Consider the following 19,284-nt stretch of genomic DNA (forward strand, 5'->3'; position numbering starts at 1 on the left):
ACTTTCATCCCGTCCCTTTTGGCCTATTTTTTGAGACCCCTGCTTTACATGTTGGTCGAGCTATTGGTTCAACCGCTTATCAGCTTCACCTCAAGGAAATCCTCCAATCCCCACGTTCCCCCCTCGCGTCCATTACCGGACTGTTTATAGCCCCCGAACGGACTGGCCGGCGCTTTTGCAGTGCCATTGATCTGCACCATTCCCGTGCGCAGACGTCGAGCTACGCGCTTGGCACGTTCGGCGTCCGCCGTTTCGACATAACCCGCTAGACCGAACGGGCTGTCGTTTGCGATCAGAACCGCCTCTTCCTCCGTGCAGAAGGGTATGATGCAGAGAACCGGGCCGAAAATCTCTTCCTGAGCTAGCCGCATTTTATTGTCCACGTCTGCGAATACCGTGGGATTGACGTAGTTGCCCGAAGAAAAGCCAGGCGGTCGGCCGGGTCCCCCTGCGACAAGCCGCGCGCCCTCCTCTATCCCCACATGGATCATTTCCTGGATTTTCCGAAATTGCGCAAAGGAGGCGACTGGTCCCAGATGATCACCTTCAACATCGGAAGCGCCGACTTTAGCCGCCAAGGCGGCTTTCTTCGCGATGGATACTGCTTGCTCATAGACTGGACGTTCGACGAGCATCCGGGTCGGAGCGTTGCACGATTGCCCAGTGTTGTCGAAACATTGAGCGACACATCGTCGAACCGTTTCCTCCAGCGGCGCGTCAGCAAATACCAGCATCGGTGACTTGCCACCCAATTCCAGGGAAACACGCTTTATGTTGCCGGCCGCGGCGCGGGAGATTGCGGTACCAGCTCGGGTAGAGCCCGTAAAAGTGATCATGTCCACATCTGGGTGGCCCGACAGCGCCGCACCGGCCGTCGCACCCGTGCCATTGACGAGATTGAACACCCCCTTTGGAATCCCGGCTGCATCTACAAACTCTGCGAATAACATGCTGGAGATGGGCGCGATTTCTGAAGGCTTCAGGACGACTGTGCATCCCGTCAATAGCGCAGGAATAACTTTCAGTGCGAGCTGGTTCATCGGCCAGTTCCACGGCGTGATAAGTCCGCAAACTCCAATCGGCTCATGAACTATCTGCTGGTTATCGAGGCCTGGACGCAAGAGATGCTCGAATTTGAAGTCATCAAGCGCGGTCAGGAAGGCTTTGAGATGGTAAAGCCCTGACCCGGCTTGCGAATTCCTTGCAATGGAGATGGGCGCTCCCATCTCATTTGAGATTGCCGCTCCCATCTCATCGATGCGCTCTTCGTAGAACGTCGCAATGCGACGGATGAACGCCACTCTCTCATTCAGAGCCAGCCGGCTCCAATCGTCAAAAGCAGTTCTGGCAGCCTTAACTGCAGCGTCGATATCTGCAGGCGATCCGGCAGAGACGACGGCATAGGCCCCTTCGTTGGCAGGATTGGTTACGACAATTGTCGCTGCCTCCTGCGCAGGACGCCACTCGCCGTTAATGTAGAAGCATCTTCTGTCCAGCACCTGAGGTGCCCCCGCTCCCCCAGCGCTGCCGACATTGAGTGACCCATGATTAAACATTGATATGCTCACTGATTGATCCCCATTTCTTCCATGTCTTTGAAACGGTCGCCGATACGGGCGTGAGGTCTCCCGCCGTCCGCAGCTCCAATGGCAATCAAAACTTCGTCGTGTCGCGGTGCGTCCGACACCTGCAGATTCATTGTGAGAAAGTGGGAACGCGTACCCGCGACGCTCTTATGTGTCATCGGAAGCGATAAGAGCGCGCCAGCAGTGTTTCTTGTATTTGTGAAACTCAGGTAGGTGGTTCCCTCGGACGCTTCACGAAAGATGTTGCCGAACCGAAGCGTGTGGATCAGCGCTGAGCCGTGTTCGATCTCGCCGTCGAGACCTACTGCTGCAAGCTTTCCATAGGCTTCGATACAGGAAGCCGGCATCACCGCAATCAAGCGACGGGTCATTTCCTGTCCAAGCGCCGGGGCGTAGACGTCAATTACGGGTCTCAGATCATCTGAAAAAGGCAGATTTGCCCAAGGATTGGTTAATACGGCTATCACCGCGACCGCCGTTACAGGCTTGTCAGCGGCTCTCCCGCCTTCAATGAACAGCTCCTCAACCACTGTTACGATTTTGCGGATCTTCGGACGCATATTTCCCCCAAGGTTGGAACGCTCTGGGTGAACATCTGAAGGAAAAGCCGCAGTGCATCTTCATTGAAATTGAGGAAGACTTGAGCCATTCATTGTTGAAAGTGAGGACGAACCGGATTTTGGAGGTGGGACACTTGGACGCCAAGCAATTGATCGCGACGTTGAGCGACATAGCGAGTTTAATCAATGCCGAGCGGGATACGGACACCATCCTCCGTCAGATGATAGCTGCTGCATGTAGACACCTTGGCTGGTACCGCGGAACGATCATGAGTATCGATCTCGCGAGTGGATACGCCTACGTCACGGTTCGGTACGATCCCAGTCTGCTTCCCAATGCGGGAGCCGCAAACTGGGCCCTTGCGACGAGCCCCTCTCTCGTAGCCCTCCGATACAATGAGCCGGTATTCATATCTAACGCGAAGACATCGGCGGAATTTCCTGGGTTTCAAAAGGAATCGATCGAGAAGAACTACAGCAGCGTCCTGGTCGTTCCGATGAACTGCACCGACATCGACTCCCGGCCGATCGTGCTCACTCTGGTGTCGCGCGAGATCAAGTCGCTTTCGCCTGACGACCTGGCTCTTATCAAACTCATCGTTCAGCTCGGCACTATCGCGCTCGAAAAGCAAAGAAACATTCTTGATCAACAAAAGGCGGTCGAGCAGAAGCAGGAAGTGCTCGCTAGACACACGCAGTGGATGGAACAAGCGCTCTCGGATGATTCTGTCAAGAATCTTGCCGCCGTGATCGGTCCGGCGCTCAACCAGCCCATGCTTGTCATAGACTCCACCACCAATACGGTCCTCCCTGGAAGATCACCAGACCCGCGATATTTCGACGATCGGGAGTGGGGCGAGTACGTCGAGCGAGAGCTGGCGACTAGGATACAGTCGGTCTGCCGGGAAGGCCTCAAGAACGCGACGTCGGCCAAGGTCGACCTCTCCTATGCGAGAGGCACGCAAAATTTCAGTACGATCGCGCGACTTCGTCTCCTGGAAATCGACGGCCAATCAGCCGGAGCGCTCTGTCTGCTCGGCGATGAAGACATTCAAGAGATGGATCTGTTGCTGATCGAGAGTGCCAAGCAGGCATTGAGCGTCCAGCTGATGAGAAACCTCATCCGCTTCCAGTTCGAACAACGTTCGCTCGACGCGCTCTTCCTTGAAATTATCGAGGGAACATGGAAGTCGGAGAACGACGTTGCTCAAAGGGCGTTGAAATACGGTCTGAAGCTGAACTCCCCGAACCGAATGATCATGATTTCGTTCGTTGACGCCGATAGGATTCCCGAGACCGTATGGAACAGCATGTTGCGCGGACTATCGTTTTTGGCCGAGCATATTGACCCTAGAGCCGTCGTGATAGCCCGCCCGGATGCGATGATCTTTATACTTCCCGTCGGCAGCTCGAAAAGCCTTGAGGTTGTTAAACCGCTGATGAACCGGCTGGTACAGGAGCTGGGACGCGCCAGTCACGAACTTCCCACTATGGTCGTCGGGGACGTATGCAGCGACCTCGCACAATACCGCGATCAATTTAGGAAACAGGCGAGCGTCCTTTCCATCGCCGTCTCCCTCGGAAAGCGCGGCGTCGTGTCGACAAGCATGCTCGGGCCGCTCAGCATGCTTCTCGTATCCGCGGATCTCGCCCAGGTGCGTGTATTTACGAAAGAGGTGCTAGGCCCCGTTTTGCAGCATGACGCCGAGAACGAAACGCAATTTTTTGAGACGTTGGAAGCGTTCATGGACGCGGGCTACCGTAACCAGCAATGTGCCGATCGACTTGGTATCCATGTCACGACGTTGCGGTATCGGCTGACGCGCATGACCGATCTCTTCAAGCTCGACCTGGACACGTCCAGCAGACGCTTCGAACTCGAACTCGCCGTCCGCATATTCAAGTTGCTAAATGATTGAAATGCCCTCGCAGTCACACTAAATCGGTTGCGAGGGCGCCTAAGTTAGAACTTGCCTTCCGAGCGCAGCTCGTTTTCGACCCTGACGATGCTGTCATGCAATATGGTCATCATCTGATCGATCTCGTCACGGGTGATCACCAACGCTGGAGATAACACACACATGCTGCCGATCGGGCGGACGATGAGACCGGCTTCGTAGCATTCCTTGTCAATCCTCAGAGCGACTTCGGCGTCTAGTTTCGTGGCTGCATCAGCGGAAGGATCCGTCACGCATTCAACGCATCCGAGCAGACCCGTCCCCCTGGCATTCCCGATAAGCGGGAGCTCTCCGAGAGCATTTATCTTCGCTTGGAAGTACGGCGCAATATGTTGGACGTGTTCCAGAATATTCCTGCGCTCGATGACGTCGATATTTGCGAGCGCCGCTGCGCAGCTCACCGGGTGTCCGCTGTAAGTGTAGCCGTTGGTGAAGAAGCTACCTTTGGAGTTGGTACCACTCACTCGCGATAGGACGGCGTCGGATATGATGAAGCCTCCAAGCGGGACATATCCCGAAGTCACCCCCTTGGCAAAAGTGATGATGTCTGGAACGATATCGAAGACATCTTCAGATGCGAACCAGTGCCCGCAGCGTCCGAAGCCCGTCACCACCTCGTCCGAGATGTACAGGATGTCGTGCGCTCGGCAGAATTCAAGAATGCGCTTGTGGTAGCCCCTAGGTGGGATGAGGACTCCGCCGGAGGCAAGGAGGGGCTCGGCAAGAAATGCTCCTACGTTTTCCGGCCCCAAAGCCTCGACCTTGCTACGAAACTCATCGACCAGGAAGTCCAGGAACGCGTCTTCGGTCATGCCACGCGGACGACGGAAGACGTTCGGAGCTGATATGAAAGAGATGAGATCGGATTCCAGATCGAAATTCGGCCTGTTCCATGCGCGGCCCGAGCAGGCTGCAGTTAGCTGGGTGCTGCCGTGATAACCATCCACCCGGCAGATGATAGCCTTCTTGCTCGGACGGCCGAGAACATTGTTGTAGAACTGCATGAAGCGAAGTGCCGAATCGACCGCCGAGGATCCGCCAGTCGTGAAGAATGTGTGGTTCAGGTCTCCGGGGGCGAGCTCCGAAATCTTCTGAGCGAGAGTGGCGGCAGGTCCATTGTGAAAATACCAAGGGGATGCGTAGCTCAATTTGAGAGCCTGATCGTGGATTGCGTCCGCGATTTCCTTTGAGTTGTAGCCCACCTGCGCGCACCACATTCCGCCCGGCCCGTCGATCAGACGCTTGTCGTTGCTGTCCCAGATGTAGATGCCATCGGCCCGGCTGAATAGAGGGCGATCGCCCTGACCGAGCTTCGCCATCTCTTCCGATGGGCTGATGAGGTGCTGGCTGGCCGCATCCTTCAGTTCATTGTCGCTCCAATTCGGTCGCAGTTCCATGTTCATCTGAAATCCTTTTCCTCTAACATTCACGACGGGAGGCGCCGAAACCTCTGTCGCCATCGTGGTCGTCTCCGCCCGGATCCAGCGTACGGAGGATCGATTAACGTGGGTGGTCAGTTGGTCGCCGTGGACGCTTCAGCAACCCAATTGTCGAACACGGTCTGATTTTCGGCGATCCACTTTTCTGCGGTTTTTTTGATCGCGCGATCAGTGCTGTTGTCGTTCAACGTCGATTCCCACTCGGCCCATGTGGTGGTCGGCCAAACAGTTTTCGCGAGGAATGCCCTGACGGATGGGTTCTCTTGAAGAAACTTCTTGTTTCCGGCGGCCATCCAGTTCCAGGACCCGGTCACCATGCGGCATGGATCCTGTCCACCGGCGCAACCGACGACGCCCTTGACGAGGTGTCCGTTCTTGGCCTCGATGCCGGGCGGCAGAGCGTCGAAAGGAATGGGAAGCCAGACGGTGGTCGTTCCCGGCTTCAAAGTGTCGGTGACCCAAGACGGCTGCCAAGTATACACCAAGGTCGGTTCGCCACGCTTGAACCGGGCAAATGTCTCAGCCAGGAGCACTTCGTATTTGCCGCGAACGGTCTTGACCGTATCAGATAGCCCGAACTTCTCCACCTGGTAGTCGACCACGTCTCCGCACTGCCAACCCGGATCGCAGTTTACCAGATCAGCTTTGCCGTCGCTGTTCGTGTCAAACAGCGCCGCGATCTTGGGGTCTTTAAGCTGATCGATACTTGTGAGGTGATATTCGTCCGCGGTCTTTTTATCGACGAGATATCCATTGGTACCCCCTCCGACGATGTTTCCGTCGCCTATGAGATCGACCCTGTCCTTTACCGGGGTGTAGGCGGCCACCTCCTGCGGGATGTTGATGTCCGCTGCGACGTCGAGGTCGCCCTGCGCTGCTGCCTGGAAGAAGACATTGGTGCTGACGGTCGATAGCTTGACGTCGTAGCCAAGCTTCTTCAGCCCTGCGATCAGGATCTCGTCCTGAATGTAGTTAGCGCCCAGACTGTCGCCGCGAGCAAACCGAACGGTTTTCCCCTCTCCTGGAAGATCATTCGCCATCGCCCCGTAACCGACTGCGGCAAAGCCCGCGGCAAGGACCGTGAAGTGGTTAAAACGTCTCATTTTATTCCCCTTTTTGTGTTGTTGGATGTGCGTTTCGCTCAGGACAGGTTTGCCGCTTTTTCTAGTTTGTCCGGGAAAAGCAGGCGCTTGAGCGCCTTGCTCATGGCGCTGGGTGTCCTCGTAGCGGACTTCTTCGTCGCCATTTCTTGGGTGATGCGGTCGAGGATCATCGCCAGAAGTACGATCGCGATGCCGCCGATCGCGGCGCTGCCGACATCAAGCCGACCGAGACCTTGCATGACCACGAGGCCCAGACCCTCGGCTCCGATCATGGCCACGACGACCGACATCACCATCGCTGTTAAAACAGTCTGGTTCAGGCCGCCGAGGATTGTGGGAATGGCGAGGGGCAACTGGATTTCCCAGAGCAGTTGCCGTGGATCGGCGCCAAACGCATGCCCAGCCTCGACGATCTCGATATCAACCTGTCGAATGCCGATGTTGGTAAAGCGAATCAGCGGCGGCACTGCCGAGATTATGACCGCCACTTCGCCGGGGACCGTTCCTACGCCGAACAGCATGACGACCGGGACGAGGTACACGAAAGTCGGCGTCGTCTGCATGACGTCGAGAATTGGCCGGACCACGCTCCAAACTCGATCGCTTTTGGCAGACCAGATCCCAATCGGTATTCCGATGATCGTGCACAGAACGATCGCAGTCATGATGAGGGACAGTGTCGTCATTGCCTCCACCCAGACGCCCAGGCCAGCAATGACGATCAAGGCAACAGCGGTAAAAACTGCAGTAGACCGTGTAGCAAGCAGATAGGCCGCCAGCGTGATCGCAATCACCATTACCGGGAACGGGACAGACTGCATGACATCCTGATTGAACATCAGAATACTTTCGATCGGCCACTTGATCGCCACGAACACCGGACGGAAATTGAAAGAAAGCCATTCGACTCCCGTTTGGATCCAGTCAGCGACAGGGAAAACTGCAAGATCATCGGCGTCAAACATTGGGGTTTCTCCTCGCAGATGCCGATCCGGTGGGCAGGGCTGCAATCTGGCTCAGAATGGATTCGGCGCAGACCGTACCGATGAAGCGTTGATCTTCATCCGTTACGACGAGCGGGCGTCCAGATTTGTACAGACGGGAAACATCGAGAAGTTTTGCGTCCGGAGGGACCGTTTTGAAGTCAGCACTTAAAAGCGTGGACATGTCGTCGCCGGCGCGAAGCCTGTCGATGTCCTTGAGTGCAATGTGACCTTTGACACGATTGCCGCTGTCCAGTGCTATCGCCCCGTATTCGCAGAGCGCGAATTGGCTTCCACGGATGGTCTGGACCTCTCCTGGTCTCATCGCCGCTCTCGCGTCGAACAGACGAGACCGATCGACGTCCTTCGTGAAGGAAGTCACATAGTCGCTTTGGGGATCGAGCACGATCTCCTGTGGCTCGCCTTCCCTCATGAGTTCACCGTCTGCCATGATCGCGATGCGAGTACCGAGCTTGAGAGCCTCCTGAAAATCGTGCGTGATGAAGAGGATCGTCTTCTGGAAGGTTCGTTGCAGACGCAGCAATTCTTCCTGCATTTCAGCGCGGATCAACGGATCGAGAGCGCTGAACGCCTCATCCATTATCAGAACGTCGGCATCGGTCGCGAGTGCGCGTGCGAGACCGACGCGTTGCCGCATCCCTCCACTCAGTTCGTGAGGTAGGCGATGGGACCAAGAGGCAAGTCCGACAATCGATAGGATTTCTTCCGCCTTCCGGCGACGGACTGCTGGCGATATCCCGCGAAGCTTGAGACCGAACTCCACATTCTCCGTCACCGTTCTGTTGGGGAGGAGCGCGAAGTGCTGAAAGACCATGGAAATTCGGGTGCGACGGACTTCCCGCAGCTGTCTTTCACCGAGCGCGACAAGATCCTCGCCGTCCAGCAGGATCTTACCGGCGCTTGGCTCATTCAGGCGATTGATGCAACGGGCCAAGGTTGACTTTCCAGAGCCCGATAGTCCCATGATCATGTATATCGACCCGGATGGAACCGATAGGCTGACATTGTTCAAGCCGACGACAAGGCCGGTGTCGGCGAGCACCTTCTCTTTGGTCGAACCGCTCCGGAGACGCGACATCGCTCGCTCGGGACTACCGCCAAAGACCTTGTAGAGGTTCTCGATTCTAAGCCGTTCAGTCATGTTGTTGTTCCCAGATTGTCCGCAGCGGATTTTCCTCTCCCGATGCGGCTGTTGTTGCTCCACGGCCTCTCTACTGCAACGGCGAAAAATCAGTTGGCGTCAGAATTCGGTTCTCCATTGTCTCAATGCAGGCCGATAGACGCGGCGTGAAAGATTGCCATAACTCGTTTTCCGATAGACGCCTCCGACGGAGCGATCTGTCTTCGTAACTCTGAAAGCGCCACAGATGGACGACATGGTTGAGGTCGCCGATTTCGGTCACGAAGTAACCGATTAAATCTCCAAGTATGGGTTGCTGTATCGCCAGCCCCTCCTGGCCGACAAGTTTGAGGTAGCTGCTCATCATTCCGCTTCGGATCCTGTAGATGCGCTCCTCAAAGATCATTGGGGACCTCGCTGGACTCCATCTCAAGTTCGTTACGTACCTGCTGCGCGACCCTGAAGCTCTCAACGCCCGCGGGAACGCCGCAGTAGACCGCGATCTGCATCAACGCTGATCGAAGCTCTTCTTCTGAAAGGCCGTTCCTAATCGCCCCTCGGAAATGAAGACTGAATTCATGCATTCGCCCCAGCGCGGCGAGCATACCAAGATTTAGAAGGCTCCGCTGCTTGAGATCGAGGCCGTCATCGGTCCAGCAAGTGCCCCAGCAATATTCATTGAGCATATCCTGGAACGGCGCTGAGAAAGCGTCGGCGTCGTTGATCGCCCGCTCGACATACTTGTCCCCCAGGACCTGTCTCCGGATTTTCTCGCCATCCCGCTTCAATTGACCGTCCACGTTCGTCAACCCTCTGCTGCGAAGTTTCGGATAAGGTTGGCCACCTGCTCAGGCGCCTCTGTCAAGATGGAATGACGTAATTTCGGCAGTATATGCAGTTCCGATCCGCGGATCGCTTCGTGCATCGACTGTGCCATACGAGGATTTGATCCTACATCGCCCTCGCCTGTCGCGATCAGTGTCGGGCATCGAATCTGATCAAGAAGGCCGCCGAAATCGGTTTCCGCCAGAACCCGATAGGACGCGGCATAGCATTCAGGGTCGTTCTGAGCATTGCGATCTCTCAACTCAGCCAACAGTTCTGGATGGGTCTCCCTGAATTCGTCGGAAAACCACCGAACCATGGACGCATCGTAGTGCGAACCGCGCTCGGTACTCTGTAATGCAGCGAGCCTTGCAAGGACTTTCGACCGTTCCTCATCCGTTCGGTTAGCGACAGTGGAAAGCAGATAAAGTCGTTCGACCCTCTCATCGTGCATCAAGGCTATCCGCTGCGCGATCAGACCACCAAGCGAAAAGCCAGCGAGATGAAATCTCTTGAATCCCACAGCATCAGCGATCGAAAGAGCATCGTCGACAAAGTGGTCGATTTCGTAGCGCCCTTTGATCTTTGTGGACTGGCCATGTCCTCTCAAGTCGAAAGTCACTATCTTGTACTCGCTCGACAGAAGCGTGATAACATCGGCCCACGCTTCCTTCGATGACCCGACCCCGTGTATACACAGGAGCGGCCGTTCCCCTGTACCGTCGATCCGGTAGCTCAGCACCGCATCCTTCGTTGCGAATTGACGTTCCATCATTGCGCTGCGTCCAACCTCACCCGTCGTTCACGATCGGCGAAGAACGGGATGATTTCTTTTGCGAACAACCGGATCGTGTTCTTCTGAAGATACACGGGCAGATTGAAGTTTATTCCGAGGCTGACCTGGTCGACGCCAGCCGCTTCGTACATCAGAAGCTTTTCAATCAGTTCGTCCGGGGTGCCGAATAGGAAATTCCGTGCGATGCTCTCGGGATTGTAGTTCTCCTTCCCGGACACGGAGTCATACGGGACCGGTTCTGGAAAACCATTCTTGATGTTTCCGAGGTTCTGGAAGAGGTTTTCGAATAGACGCCCATATTCCACGCTGCATTCGATCGCCACTTGCTTGTCTTCAGGCTTTTCAAATGCGCAGGCCCGACGCTGCATCATAAACCTTGGACGGGCCACCTCCGGATGATCCGCGACTGCCTTGTCAAATTTCGCGCCCAGGACTGCGATCTCGGAGTTCGGGGCGGCGAGAGGCGTCGAGAGAATGCTTGCCCCCTGCCCGACGGCCCAGTCGAACGTGCCAGGATCCCGAGCGGCGACCCATATCCGGGGATGCGGCTGCTGTAGTGGCTTTGGAACTGATGTCGCAGTCGGGAATTTCCAGAACTCTCCGTCATGCGCGTAGTCGCCCTCCCACAGCTTGCGGACCGCAGGCAGCAGTTCCTTCATGTAGGCAACGCCCTTTTGTTGATGAATTCCGCCAGCCATCCGGTCGAACTCGTACTGGTAGGATCCTCGCGCTATACCGAGTTCGAGCCTCCCGTTCGTGAGGTGATCGCAAAGCGCTGCTTCACCGGCCAGGCGGATCGGGTCCCAATAAGGTGCCACGATGGTCGCAGTGCCCAACCGTATCTGTTCTGTGTGCTGCCCAAGCCATGTCAGCACAGTGAATGGATTTGGGGCGACGGTGAGCTCGATGGTGTGATGCTCCGCAGTCCAGATCGCTTCGAACCCACCCTGGTCTGCCATCTTCGCGAGATCAAGCAGATTCTGCTTCACCTCCCCCATCTGCATCTGGGGTGATTTTCGTTCAAGATAAAGGGAAACTGAGAACTTCATTTTTTTCTCCGATTATTGAAGCGTGTCAGCGCAGACGAATGACAAAGGGATCCTGCATTGCGCCGGAGTAATCGAGGACGACGTTCTTGACCCTTGAGAACTCGCGCATCACGTCAAACCCTCCCCTTCGGCCGTATCCGCTCTCCTTGAAGCCCCCCATCGAGGACATGAAGGCGGCCGAGCGGTATGTGTTGATCCAGACCGTTCCGGCATTGACCTTGTTGGCGAAACGCATCGCGCGGTCGATGTCTTTGGTCCAGATCCCTGAAGCAAGGCCATAGCGTGTGTCGTTCGCCAGCGAGATCATCTTCTCCTCAGACGAGAAAGGGACGATGCCGACGACGGGGCCAAACAGCTCGTCGCGCATGAACGTCATGTCGTTCGTCGCCTCGGTCATTACGGTCGGCTCGTAGTACCAGCCATCGGCGAGGTCTTCCCGGCTAGGCTGTTTGCCGCCTGCTGCGATGCGTGCTCCCTGGGAGACGCCAGACGCAACGTAATGCTTGAGCTTGCCGATTTGCTCCGGTATCGCCAGCGGACCGATGTCCGACGCGTCATTCATGGGATGTCCAACCATAATGCGACCGGTCCGCTCGACCAAAGCCTCCACGAAACGATCGTAGATGCTCGCTTCGACAAAACAACGGGATCCAGCCACACACGTCTGCCCGGCAGCGGCGAACACCCCGGCCACGACGCCGTTGACCGTGCGGTCTATGTCCACATCTCCGAACACGACATGCGGGGATTTCCCTCCCAATTCCATCTGGCAGGGAATCAGGTTCTGGGCAGCGTTCGCAGCAATTGTCCGGCCTGTGGTCGTGCTCCCGGTGAAGACGATCTTGGACAGTCCAGGGTGCCGCACCAGCGCATCACCGGTCGTCTTGCCTCCGCCGGTCACGACGTTCACGACACCTGCAGGAAAGCCCGCCTCCTCGATGAGCTCGGCAAGAGCAAGCGTAGACGCCGACGTGTGCTCGGAAGGCTTGATGACGACGGTGTTGCCGATCGCCAGGCAGGGTGCAAGAGTGCCCGTCAGCATCATGAGGGGCGAGTTCCACGGCGTGATCATGCCAACCACGCCGATCGGCTCCCGCATCGTGAAATTCAGCATATCGAGCTTGTTGACGGGAACGGTCTCACCCAGCAACTTGTCAGCCATTCCGGAAAAGTAGGTATAGGAGTCTGGCAACGCTCGCATCTGGGCGCGCATTTCTTTCAGCAGCTTCCCGTTGTCGCGGGTCTCGATTTCCGCAAGGACGTCGGCGTTCTCAAGAACGAGCTCCGCGAGCCTTCGAACGAGCTTTCCGCGGTCCGTCTGGGTAATGCGACGCCATTGCGGGTTTTCGAATGCCGCCCGCGCGGCGTCGACCGCATCGCTGACATCTTGCGCGTCGGCATTGCCAAACTCGTACCATGGCATTCCCGTTGTCGGATCGAAACTCTTCACGTAAACGCCGCTATGGGGTTCTACCCATCTGCCCCCAATGTAGAGATTCTGCCGTGACCCTTCGATCGTGCTGACTGCTCTTTTCATGGACATCTCATTCAATACTGACGTTTCGCTTTAGGTGCGACGTAATGCGGTTGCTGCTTTGTTGGTGAGTTGGCGGGGCTCCTTGGCTGTTTCCTGTCACCACAAACCAGCCGAAACCTCAAAACCAAGCACGCCCGCTTTCTTTTCTGCGAGAAGGCAAAGGTAATGTTGCAGGACCGCGGCGGCCGCGATGGACGTAATATCCGCATGGTCGTAGGCGGGAGCCACCTCGACGACATCGCCGCCAACGATGTCGAGCGTTCCAAGCCGTCGCAGGATCATTAGCGCCTCGCGTGAGGAAAGGCCGCCGGCGACAGGGGTCCCAGTTCCCGGGGCGAAAGCAGGATCGAGACAATCGATATCGAAGGTAATGTAGGTTTTCGCATCCCCTACACGGTCTCGGACGCGCTTGACGACGCCGTCAATCCCAAGTCGCTCCACATCATCCGCGTACAAGATTTCAAGGCCGCAAGTATCAGGCGCGTGGGTCCTTATACCGACTTGAATGGAGCTCTCTGGAATAATGATGCCTTCGTGAACCGCGCGGGCAACGAATGAGCCATGCGAGATCCGTCCTTCGTCGTCGAGCCAGGTGTCCTGATGAGCGTCGAACTGTACCAGGGCCATTGGTCCGTGGCGTCGGGCGTGCGCTTTGAGCATCGGCCACGTGATGAAATGATCGCCGCCGATTGTCAGCAGGGTCGTTCCAGTCTTGACGATCTCGTGTGCCTGAGCCTCCATGTGAAACGGGGCCTCGCTGTGCCGGCTGAAATCAAGCGCGCAGTCCCCGTAATCGACGACGGCGAGATTTTCGAATGGATCTCTCCGAAATGGATACTGGGGGTCGCCTTCAAGTATCGAAGATGCGCGTCTAACGCCCTGTGGACCGAACCTCGCGCCGGGGCGGTTGGAAACCGCGGCGTCGAAGGGAATGCCCCAAATCGCCACATCGATGTCAGTCAGATCGCGGGAAAAGCGGCGACGCATGAATGATAGCGCGCCGCCATAAACGGGTTCATGAGATCCGCCATAGAGCTTTTTTCCAAAGACCGCGTTGTCAGTGGCTGTAGGCGTTGTCAGAGGAATTTTCGCATTGTCCATCGCTCAAACTCCCGCAGCGACATGTTTGAAGTTGTGTGCGGTGTCAGTGTTGACGCACGAGCTCGACATCTCGGACTCCAGCATCGCGATCCGCCCGCCATCTGGATGGTCCATATAGATGCCGAAGCGATTATCTGCGTGCTCGCGGATATATCTCCTGAGTACGGCCCGAAGGTCGTGAGTTGCCACTTCTTGAAGTGGCAGCTGGTCGATCGAGAAAAATTGAAGTTCAGGCGCTAGGGCCGCCGGATCGAAGTCCGATGCGAGCGAGGCCCGGTATACAATGTAGCCCGGATCGCCGTCGGAGACATCGAACACCGAGTAAAGGAAAGTGCTCTCAGGGATGACCTTGATCTCGTTCCCGCCGGCAAGTTCGATGAAACTTCCCGTTTTTCGCTTCTTGGAGACTGGAAGTCCGAACATTCCTTTGCCGTCCGAGCGGAGCAAGATTTTGCCGTCTTTCTCGATCAGATAGCCCATGACCATGCCTTGGGACGGAAGCCATCCATCGGGTAGCGCGTCTTTGACATGGGCGTATCTGCCCCTGCAAAACCCTAGTGGAGCTGCTGGGCTCGTGCCGAAAGCTCGCACCATTCCAATGAGGATGACGTGGTCGCCCGCGTCGATTTTGCTGTAAACTGAGCAGTCAAACCAAGAGAGACTGTCGGTCAGAACGGGCGAGCCCGTGTGTACCGTGTCGAAGGCGACGTTCTCAAACTTGTCAAGCGACTTGGACGCGAAGACCGCAGCGAGCTGGTTCTGACCCTCATGGAGGATGTTCACAGCGAACGAAGATGATTTCTCGAACGCCTCGCAGCTCAGGGCAGATTTACCGATGCAGATCAACACAAGGGGAGGATCCAACGAGACGGACGTGAACGAGTTCGCCGTCATTCCCCTGGGCGCCCCTGGTTGGTCTCGCGTGGTCACGATCGTCACGCCGGTGACGAATGTGCCGAAAGCCTTGCGCAGTTCGATTGGATTTATCGTTTGATCGTTGAGTACTTCGGTCGGCTGGCCCACTGCTGTCACCCCGTCGCTTTTAACGTGCATCGACAATGGGGGATGGAACCACGTCGATCTTCCTTCAAAAATAGGAGAACTCTTGAAAACATTGCTCGGAAACGCGACTCTACCTTTCGCGTGACTACTGGGCAGCACTGTCGGACCAAGGTTTCAGAGAACAAAAGCCCCTTCGAATTCCGAATGATTGGTGAGCCAACAAGCCCGCACCTGATTGTGCTAGCGAAACCTAATTAGCTCCACCCTTTTGACCAAGTCGGCAATCGTCCGAACCTCCATCTTGCGCATGACCTTCCCTCGATGAAGTTTCACCGTCACAAGGCTAATCCCAAACTTTGCCGCGATCTGCTTGTTCATTAATCCGCCGACGACAGCGTCCATGACCTCCCGCTCCCGCGGGGTCAGTCGTCCCGCCAGTTCGTGGAGTTCCCCCAACGCTTCAATCTCCCGCCTATTTCGACGATCCGCTTCGATCGCGTTGCACACGGCTTCCATCAAGTCTCGATGGGGAATCGGCTTGCACAGGAAATCCGACGCGCCACCTTTGAGCGCCCGGATCGTCATGGGGATGTCGCCGTGACCTGTCATGATGATGACGGGGGTCTTATTTCCGGACCGCTTGAGATAGGATTGGAACTCCAATCCGCATTCGTTTTCGAGATGAACGTCGAGAATGAGACAGCCCGGCTTGCTAAGGTCATCCGCCTCGAGGAGCGCGCGGGTCGTCCCGAATCCAGCCGCATTCAACCCGTTCGACCGCATGAGCCCGACAAGAGAGGCCCTGACCGCAGTGTCGTCATCCACCACTCGCACGACAGGCTTCTCAACGTTTACAATTTTCATCTGAGTACCCTCGAGTAGCGCCCTCAAAAGTTTATTTCCAGACTGAAATGACGCCGTCGCTGCGGTTCATCAGCGACGGATCTCGCTGTTGGGAGGCCTGATGGAGCTACTGAACGTCACGTCCGGTTTCAAACAAAAACCAAGCACGCCGCTCGGCTTGATCGATCCAGTTTTCCAAAAGACTCGTTGTCGCCACGTCTCTGAGTTCTGAGGTGAGGTCGTGCGTCGCCCTCATAGCTGCCACGAGCGCTCTGTTGTCCTGGCAGAGTTCCGCCATCATGTCCTTGGGGGTCACGAAATCTGCATCATTGTCCGACAAGCGCGACAGCCGGGAAATGTGACCGACGGATCGAATCGTGGCGCCGCCGATCTTCCTGGCGCGCTCAGCGAGGGCGTCGGTCATTGAAAGCAGCTCATCCCCCTGCTCATCCAGCACCCGGTGGTATTCGCAGAAATGAGGACCCGACATGTGCCAGTGAAAGTTCTTCGTCTTTACATAGAGTGAGAATACATCGGCTAGCAGCGTCGTCAGCGAGGCCGACGTATCGGCACTTGCTTCCTTGGAAAGATCAGTAGGAGTTGCCAGTGGGCGCATGCGACGACGCTCGACTTCTTCGCGGTTGATACTCATGAGGAATTTTCCTTTGACGTTAGCGGGGTGTCAGTTGGACGGTTACATCTTCCCGATGAGCAAGTCCTGTTAGACGTCGGCAAACGGCGTGAGTTGTCGTGCGAGGCGCCATGGTCCGCCGGACAATCTGCCGGCGTCGACACCTCGGTTGCTTCGGTGGCGCTAACAAATTTTCACGCCGTCTTATGACGTCTCGCTTCCGAACTGACATTCGGCCAGTGATAGTGCGGTGAACGCGATGAGACGCTGGGCGCGCATTCAAAGGGATGTGTTAACTTTCACCCGAAAGGACCTTTAGTTTTCCGGTGGCTTGCCGACAAACTGCCTGCAAACCTGGAGCAAATGAGAGTCTAAAGGAAATTTTCCATGACGCGCCCTCCACTTCCCCAATATTCGTTCGAAACGGCAATTCAGAAGGTTCGACTTGCGGAAGATGGGTGGAATTCCCGTGACGCGGCGAAGGTTGCGCTCGCCTACTCCGAGAACACGAGGTGGCGCAATCGAGCCGAATTCATTGTGGGCCGTACCGCTGTGGAGGAGTTTCTCACACGCAAATGGGCCAAGGAGTTGGAGTACAGACTTATCAAGCATCTCTGGGTTTTTGATGGGAACCGTATCGCAGTTCGGTATGCCTACGAGTTTCGCGATGACAGCGAAAACTGGTTGCGCGCCTATGGAAATGAGAACTGGGAGTTCGGAGACGACGGCCTGATGCGGCATCGCCACGCCAGCATAAATGAGCATCCGATTGCCGAAGGTGATCGGAAATTTCACTGGCCGCTCGGCCGACGGCCGGATGATCATCCTGGCCTGACAGCCTTCGGATTTTAAGATGTGCCTGCGGCAGGCCGGCCACGGAACCCTGCCCTCGGTCAACTGCTCCGAAGGTAGAGCGGTCCAACCTACGTTGGTAGATATCCCAAAAAAGCGAAACGCGAAGGATGAGTTAATGAACGCAGAAAGGGACTATCCTCCGCTCCCGCCCGTACAGACGGGAATTCGCGGCTTGTGTCCTCGATGCGGACAGGGACACCTCTTTGAAGGCTTCCTGAAGTTGAAGCCGAAATGCGAGGTCTGCGACTTGGACTATTCATTCGCTGATCCGGCAGATGGCCCAGCGTTCTTCGTCATTTGTTTCGCGTGCGTGCCGACGGTACTGCTTTCAGTGTGGCTGGAAGTGCGGTTCAACGCGTCCATCTGGACCCAGCTCTTTGTAACGGGGCCTTTCTTGCTTGCAACGTGCATTCCGCCCCTAAGGCCGCTCAAGGGCTGGCTCGTTGCGAGCCAGTATTTCTACAAGGCCGAGGAAGGAAAACTGTATCGCCCAAACGATCTGACGGAGGGCTGATAGCCAAGTTGCTCTCGGTCCTGAAGTTGCCCCAGACAATGCAGCTCGGAGCAGACAAGATGAGCCAAAAGTACAATGTTGTGATCGCTCGAGATCTGATCAGATGCATTGGACGAGGCGATGACCCCGGCAAGATCGCTGAGGCGTTCCATGATGACCTCATTTTTGAAATTCATGGTGATCAAAAGGCACTTTCTTGGGCAGACTTATGCCAGGGCCGAAATGGACGGGTCTCATTTCTGAACGAGACCCGTCAGATCATCGAATCCGCTCAGTTCGAGGTCGAAAGTATTCCAGCGAAAATCGAGCCGTCATCGTTGGTAATATTGAGACGCTGTCGATGAAATCCGGCAAATCGGTCATATCTGAGTTCGCGATTATCCTCACGATATTGGGAGGAAAGATCTCGAAGTTTCAAATGCTGGAAGACAATTTCGCGGTCTCCACCACCGTCACGAACTGAACCCACGAATTTGAGCAGCCGCAACCATTTAGTTTCGCACCTGTGCATGGTTCGCTTTCACTGAGGAAGATTTCGATGCCAGACGTACGGCCGGACGGGGTCCAAGCCTATGATGCTGCCGCGGGCGGATGGGGTGCATTGCAGGCGGTGGCAAAGGTACTGGCCGAGCAACAAGTCATCGCTCAAGGCGTTGCGACCTTTCTGAAGGCGAACCAGCCAGATACGACGCCGAAACGGACAAATATCGATCGATTTCGTAAGATGATGCATTCGAGCTCATCGGGGCGGAACTGTCAAAACTGGAAGACCCGAACCAGGCCGAATTCTACACCTCTGGCCGGGCCTCCAATGAAGCGGCTTTCCTCTATTAGACTTTTGTTCGAGCCTTTGGAACGAACAATTTCCCTGATTGCTCGAACATGTGCCGCGAGGCAACGTCCGCCGACGGCTGCTTCATTGCAGAGACATGGGATCGGAAGCCTTTCGACCTTTTAGGGTTTCTCGACTACGCCCCTGCCGACGAGGCCGCTTTTGAAGACATGCTTGGGCTACTGAGGGCGAGCATTGAATGGAACTTCATGGATCGTGAGATCGATATACGATTGCTAAGAGACCACGCTTAATGGCCGTTGAGCAGCCACCAAACCCGCAGTGAAACCCTCCAGTCTGCGCGTTGAGATCCGACACGATCCCTGTGGTGTCGAACCCGATTTGCTCATTGTGTGCCGGTCAGCCTGGTGGGTGACAGACGCCGTATACTTCAAGATAGGCAGCAGCGGAATTCAGTTTAACCGAATCCCTGGGCAATCTCGGTATCGCAGCCTTCGATGCCGCCTGCGGCTCGTCGAACTCAGTCTCAAGCTAAATGACACAGCGCCCGGCTCTGCAGGAACGGCGC

At 56.1% G+C, this 19,284-nt stretch carries 18 protein-coding genes and 1 pseudogene; 4 read left to right on the plus strand and 15 right to left on the minus strand.

The window, feature by feature from the left end:
* Nucleotides 1-68: 68 nt before the first annotated feature.
* A complete protein-coding gene (locus tag ACP7BS_RS08300; RefSeq protein WP_426232126.1) occupies nt 69-1,556 on the minus strand; it encodes an aldehyde dehydrogenase family protein in 1,488 nt (495 codons plus the stop codon).
* 8 nt (nt 1,557-1,564) lie between these two features.
* Nucleotides 1,565-2,146, minus strand: a complete 582-nt coding sequence (locus ACP7BS_RS08305; protein WP_426232031.1) for an amino acid synthesis family protein — start codon at nt 2,144-2,146, stop codon at nt 1,565-1,567.
* Between the two features lie 134 nt (nt 2,147-2,280).
* On the opposite strand from ACP7BS_RS08305, the gene ACP7BS_RS08310 reads away from it, so the two are divergent.
* Nucleotides 2,281-4,065, plus strand: coding sequence for a helix-turn-helix domain-containing protein (locus tag ACP7BS_RS08310; protein ID WP_426237569.1), 1,785 nt, complete (start codon nt 2,281-2,283; stop codon nt 4,063-4,065).
* 44 nt (nt 4,066-4,109) lie between these two features.
* Here ACP7BS_RS08310 and ACP7BS_RS08315 read toward each other — a convergent pair whose 3' ends face one another.
* The 13 genes from ACP7BS_RS08315 to ACP7BS_RS08375 all read right to left on the minus strand — a co-directional run bounded on the left by ACP7BS_RS08315 (nt 4,110) and on the right by ACP7BS_RS08375 (nt 16,575).
* Nucleotides 4,110-5,507: an aminotransferase gene (locus ACP7BS_RS08315; protein WP_426232033.1), complete on the minus strand. Its 1,398-nt coding sequence runs from the start codon at nt 5,505-5,507 to the stop codon at nt 4,110-4,112.
* A 110-nt stretch (nt 5,508-5,617) separates the two neighbouring features.
* The gene (gene proX, locus ACP7BS_RS08320) at nt 5,618-6,646 is read right to left on the minus strand and encodes a glycine betaine/L-proline ABC transporter substrate-binding protein ProX (RefSeq protein ID WP_426237571.1); all 1,029 of its coding nucleotides are present in this window, start codon (nt 6,644-6,646) and stop codon (nt 5,618-5,620) included.
* A gap of 38 nt (nt 6,647-6,684) precedes the next feature.
* On the minus strand, nt 6,685-7,611 hold the full coding sequence (locus ACP7BS_RS08325; protein WP_426232035.1) for an ABC transporter permease: 927 nt from the start codon (nt 7,609-7,611) through the stop codon (nt 6,685-6,687).
* Entirely contained in the window at nt 7,604-8,791 is a 1,188-nt protein-coding gene (locus ACP7BS_RS08330; protein ID WP_426237573.1) for a quaternary amine ABC transporter ATP-binding protein, read from the minus strand. The genes ACP7BS_RS08325 and ACP7BS_RS08330 overlap by 8 nt, the downstream gene beginning before the upstream one ends.
* Before the next feature lie 70 nt (nt 8,792-8,861).
* On the minus strand, nt 8,862-9,137 hold the full coding sequence (locus tag ACP7BS_RS08335; RefSeq protein ID WP_426232037.1) for an NIPSNAP family protein: 276 nt from the start codon (nt 9,135-9,137) through the stop codon (nt 8,862-8,864).
* A 28-nt stretch (nt 9,138-9,165) separates the two neighbouring features.
* On the minus strand, nt 9,166-9,570 hold the full coding sequence (locus tag ACP7BS_RS08340; protein ID WP_426232038.1) for a carboxymuconolactone decarboxylase family protein: 405 nt from the start codon (nt 9,568-9,570) through the stop codon (nt 9,166-9,168).
* A 5-nt stretch (nt 9,571-9,575) separates the two neighbouring features.
* Nucleotides 9,576-10,370: an alpha/beta fold hydrolase gene (locus ACP7BS_RS08345; RefSeq protein ID WP_426237575.1), complete on the minus strand. Its 795-nt coding sequence runs from the start codon at nt 10,368-10,370 to the stop codon at nt 9,576-9,578.
* On the minus strand, nt 10,367-11,440 hold the full coding sequence (locus ACP7BS_RS08350; protein ID WP_426232040.1) for an LLM class flavin-dependent oxidoreductase: 1,074 nt from the start codon (nt 11,438-11,440) through the stop codon (nt 10,367-10,369). The genes ACP7BS_RS08345 and ACP7BS_RS08350 overlap by 4 nt, the downstream gene beginning before the upstream one ends.
* A gap of 25 nt (nt 11,441-11,465) precedes the next feature.
* A complete protein-coding gene (locus ACP7BS_RS08355; protein ID WP_426237577.1) occupies nt 11,466-12,977 on the minus strand; it encodes an aldehyde dehydrogenase in 1,512 nt (503 codons plus the stop codon).
* A 96-nt stretch (nt 12,978-13,073) separates the two neighbouring features.
* Entirely contained in the window at nt 13,074-14,078 is a 1,005-nt protein-coding gene (gene speB / locus ACP7BS_RS08360) for an agmatinase (RefSeq protein ID WP_426232042.1), read from the minus strand.
* 3 nt (nt 14,079-14,081) lie between these two features.
* Nucleotides 14,082-15,101, minus strand: a complete 1,020-nt coding sequence (locus tag ACP7BS_RS08365; protein ID WP_426237579.1) for a flavin reductase — start codon at nt 15,099-15,101, stop codon at nt 14,082-14,084.
* Nucleotides 15,102-15,320: 219 nt separating this feature from the next.
* Nucleotides 15,321-15,944, minus strand: coding sequence for a response regulator transcription factor (locus ACP7BS_RS08370; RefSeq protein ID WP_426232044.1), 624 nt, complete (start codon nt 15,942-15,944; stop codon nt 15,321-15,323).
* Nucleotides 15,945-16,050: 106 nt separating this feature from the next.
* Nucleotides 16,051-16,575 (minus strand): Dps family protein, encoded by a 525-nt coding sequence (locus ACP7BS_RS08375; protein WP_426237580.1) that lies wholly within the window; start codon nt 16,573-16,575, stop codon nt 16,051-16,053.
* Between the two features lie 366 nt (nt 16,576-16,941).
* Between ACP7BS_RS08375 and ACP7BS_RS08380 the strand changes: the two genes are divergently transcribed.
* From ACP7BS_RS08380 to ACP7BS_RS08390, 3 genes and pseudogenes are all read left to right on the plus strand, one after another.
* Nucleotides 16,942-17,406 carry a DUF1348 family protein gene (locus tag ACP7BS_RS08380; RefSeq protein WP_426237582.1) on the plus strand — a complete coding sequence of 155 codons (465 nt, stop codon included), beginning with the start codon at nt 16,942-16,944 and terminating at the stop codon, nt 17,404-17,406.
* A 118-nt stretch (nt 17,407-17,524) separates the two neighbouring features.
* Nucleotides 17,525-17,923 (plus strand): DUF983 domain-containing protein, encoded by a 399-nt coding sequence (locus ACP7BS_RS08385; RefSeq protein ID WP_426232046.1) that lies wholly within the window; start codon nt 17,525-17,527, stop codon nt 17,921-17,923.
* 538 nt (nt 17,924-18,461) lie between these two features.
* A pseudogene (locus tag ACP7BS_RS08390) lies at nt 18,462-18,826 on the plus strand (CbbBc protein); the annotation flags it as partial.
* Between the last annotated feature and the right edge of the window lie 458 nt (nt 18,827-19,284).

Origin of the sequence: Pararhizobium sp. DWP1-1-3 (assembly GCF_049896125.1) — a bacterium.
Classification (GTDB): Bacteria; Pseudomonadota; Alphaproteobacteria; order Rhizobiales; family Rhizobiaceae; genus Pararhizobium.

Coding starts and splice junctions, on each gene's coding strand:
- ACP7BS_RS08300 (WP_426232126.1), bottom strand. CDS start 1,556: ATGTTTAATCATGGGTCACTCAATGTCGGCAGCGCTGGGGGAGCGGGG.
- ACP7BS_RS08305 (WP_426232031.1), bottom strand. CDS start 2,146: ATGCGTCCGAAGATCCGCAAAATCGTAACAGTGGTTGAGGAGCTGTTC.
- ACP7BS_RS08315 (WP_426232033.1), bottom strand. CDS start 5,507: ATGAACATGGAACTGCGACCGAATTGGAGCGACAATGAACTGAAGGAT.
- proX (WP_426237571.1), bottom strand. CDS start 6,646: ATGAGACGTTTTAACCACTTCACGGTCCTTGCCGCGGGCTTTGCCGCA.
- ACP7BS_RS08325 (WP_426232035.1), bottom strand. CDS start 7,611: ATGTTTGACGCCGATGATCTTGCAGTTTTCCCTGTCGCTGACTGGATC.
- ACP7BS_RS08330 (WP_426237573.1), bottom strand. CDS start 8,791: ATGACTGAACGGCTTAGAATCGAGAACCTCTACAAGGTCTTTGGCGGT.
- ACP7BS_RS08335 (WP_426232037.1), bottom strand. CDS start 9,137: ATGATGAGCAGCTACCTCAAACTTGTCGGCCAGGAGGGGCTGGCGATA.
- ACP7BS_RS08345 (WP_426237575.1), bottom strand. CDS start 10,370: ATGATGGAACGTCAATTCGCAACGAAGGATGCGGTGCTGAGCTACCGG.
- ACP7BS_RS08350 (WP_426232040.1), bottom strand. CDS start 11,440: ATGAAGTTCTCAGTTTCCCTTTATCTTGAACGAAAATCACCCCAGATG.
- ACP7BS_RS08355 (WP_426237577.1), bottom strand. CDS start 12,977: ATGAAAAGAGCAGTCAGCACGATCGAAGGGTCACGGCAGAATCTCTAC.
- speB (WP_426232042.1), bottom strand. CDS start 14,078: ATGGACAATGCGAAAATTCCTCTGACAACGCCTACAGCCACTGACAAC.
- ACP7BS_RS08370 (WP_426232044.1), bottom strand. CDS start 15,944: ATGAAAATTGTAAACGTTGAGAAGCCTGTCGTGCGAGTGGTGGATGAC.
- ACP7BS_RS08375 (WP_426237580.1), bottom strand. CDS start 16,575: ATGAGTATCAACCGCGAAGAAGTCGAGCGTCGTCGCATGCGCCCACTG.
- ACP7BS_RS08380 (WP_426237582.1), top strand. CDS start 16,942: ATGACGCGCCCTCCACTTCCCCAATATTCGTTCGAAACGGCAATTCAG.
- ACP7BS_RS08385 (WP_426232046.1), top strand. CDS start 17,525: ATGAACGCAGAAAGGGACTATCCTCCGCTCCCGCCCGTACAGACGGGA.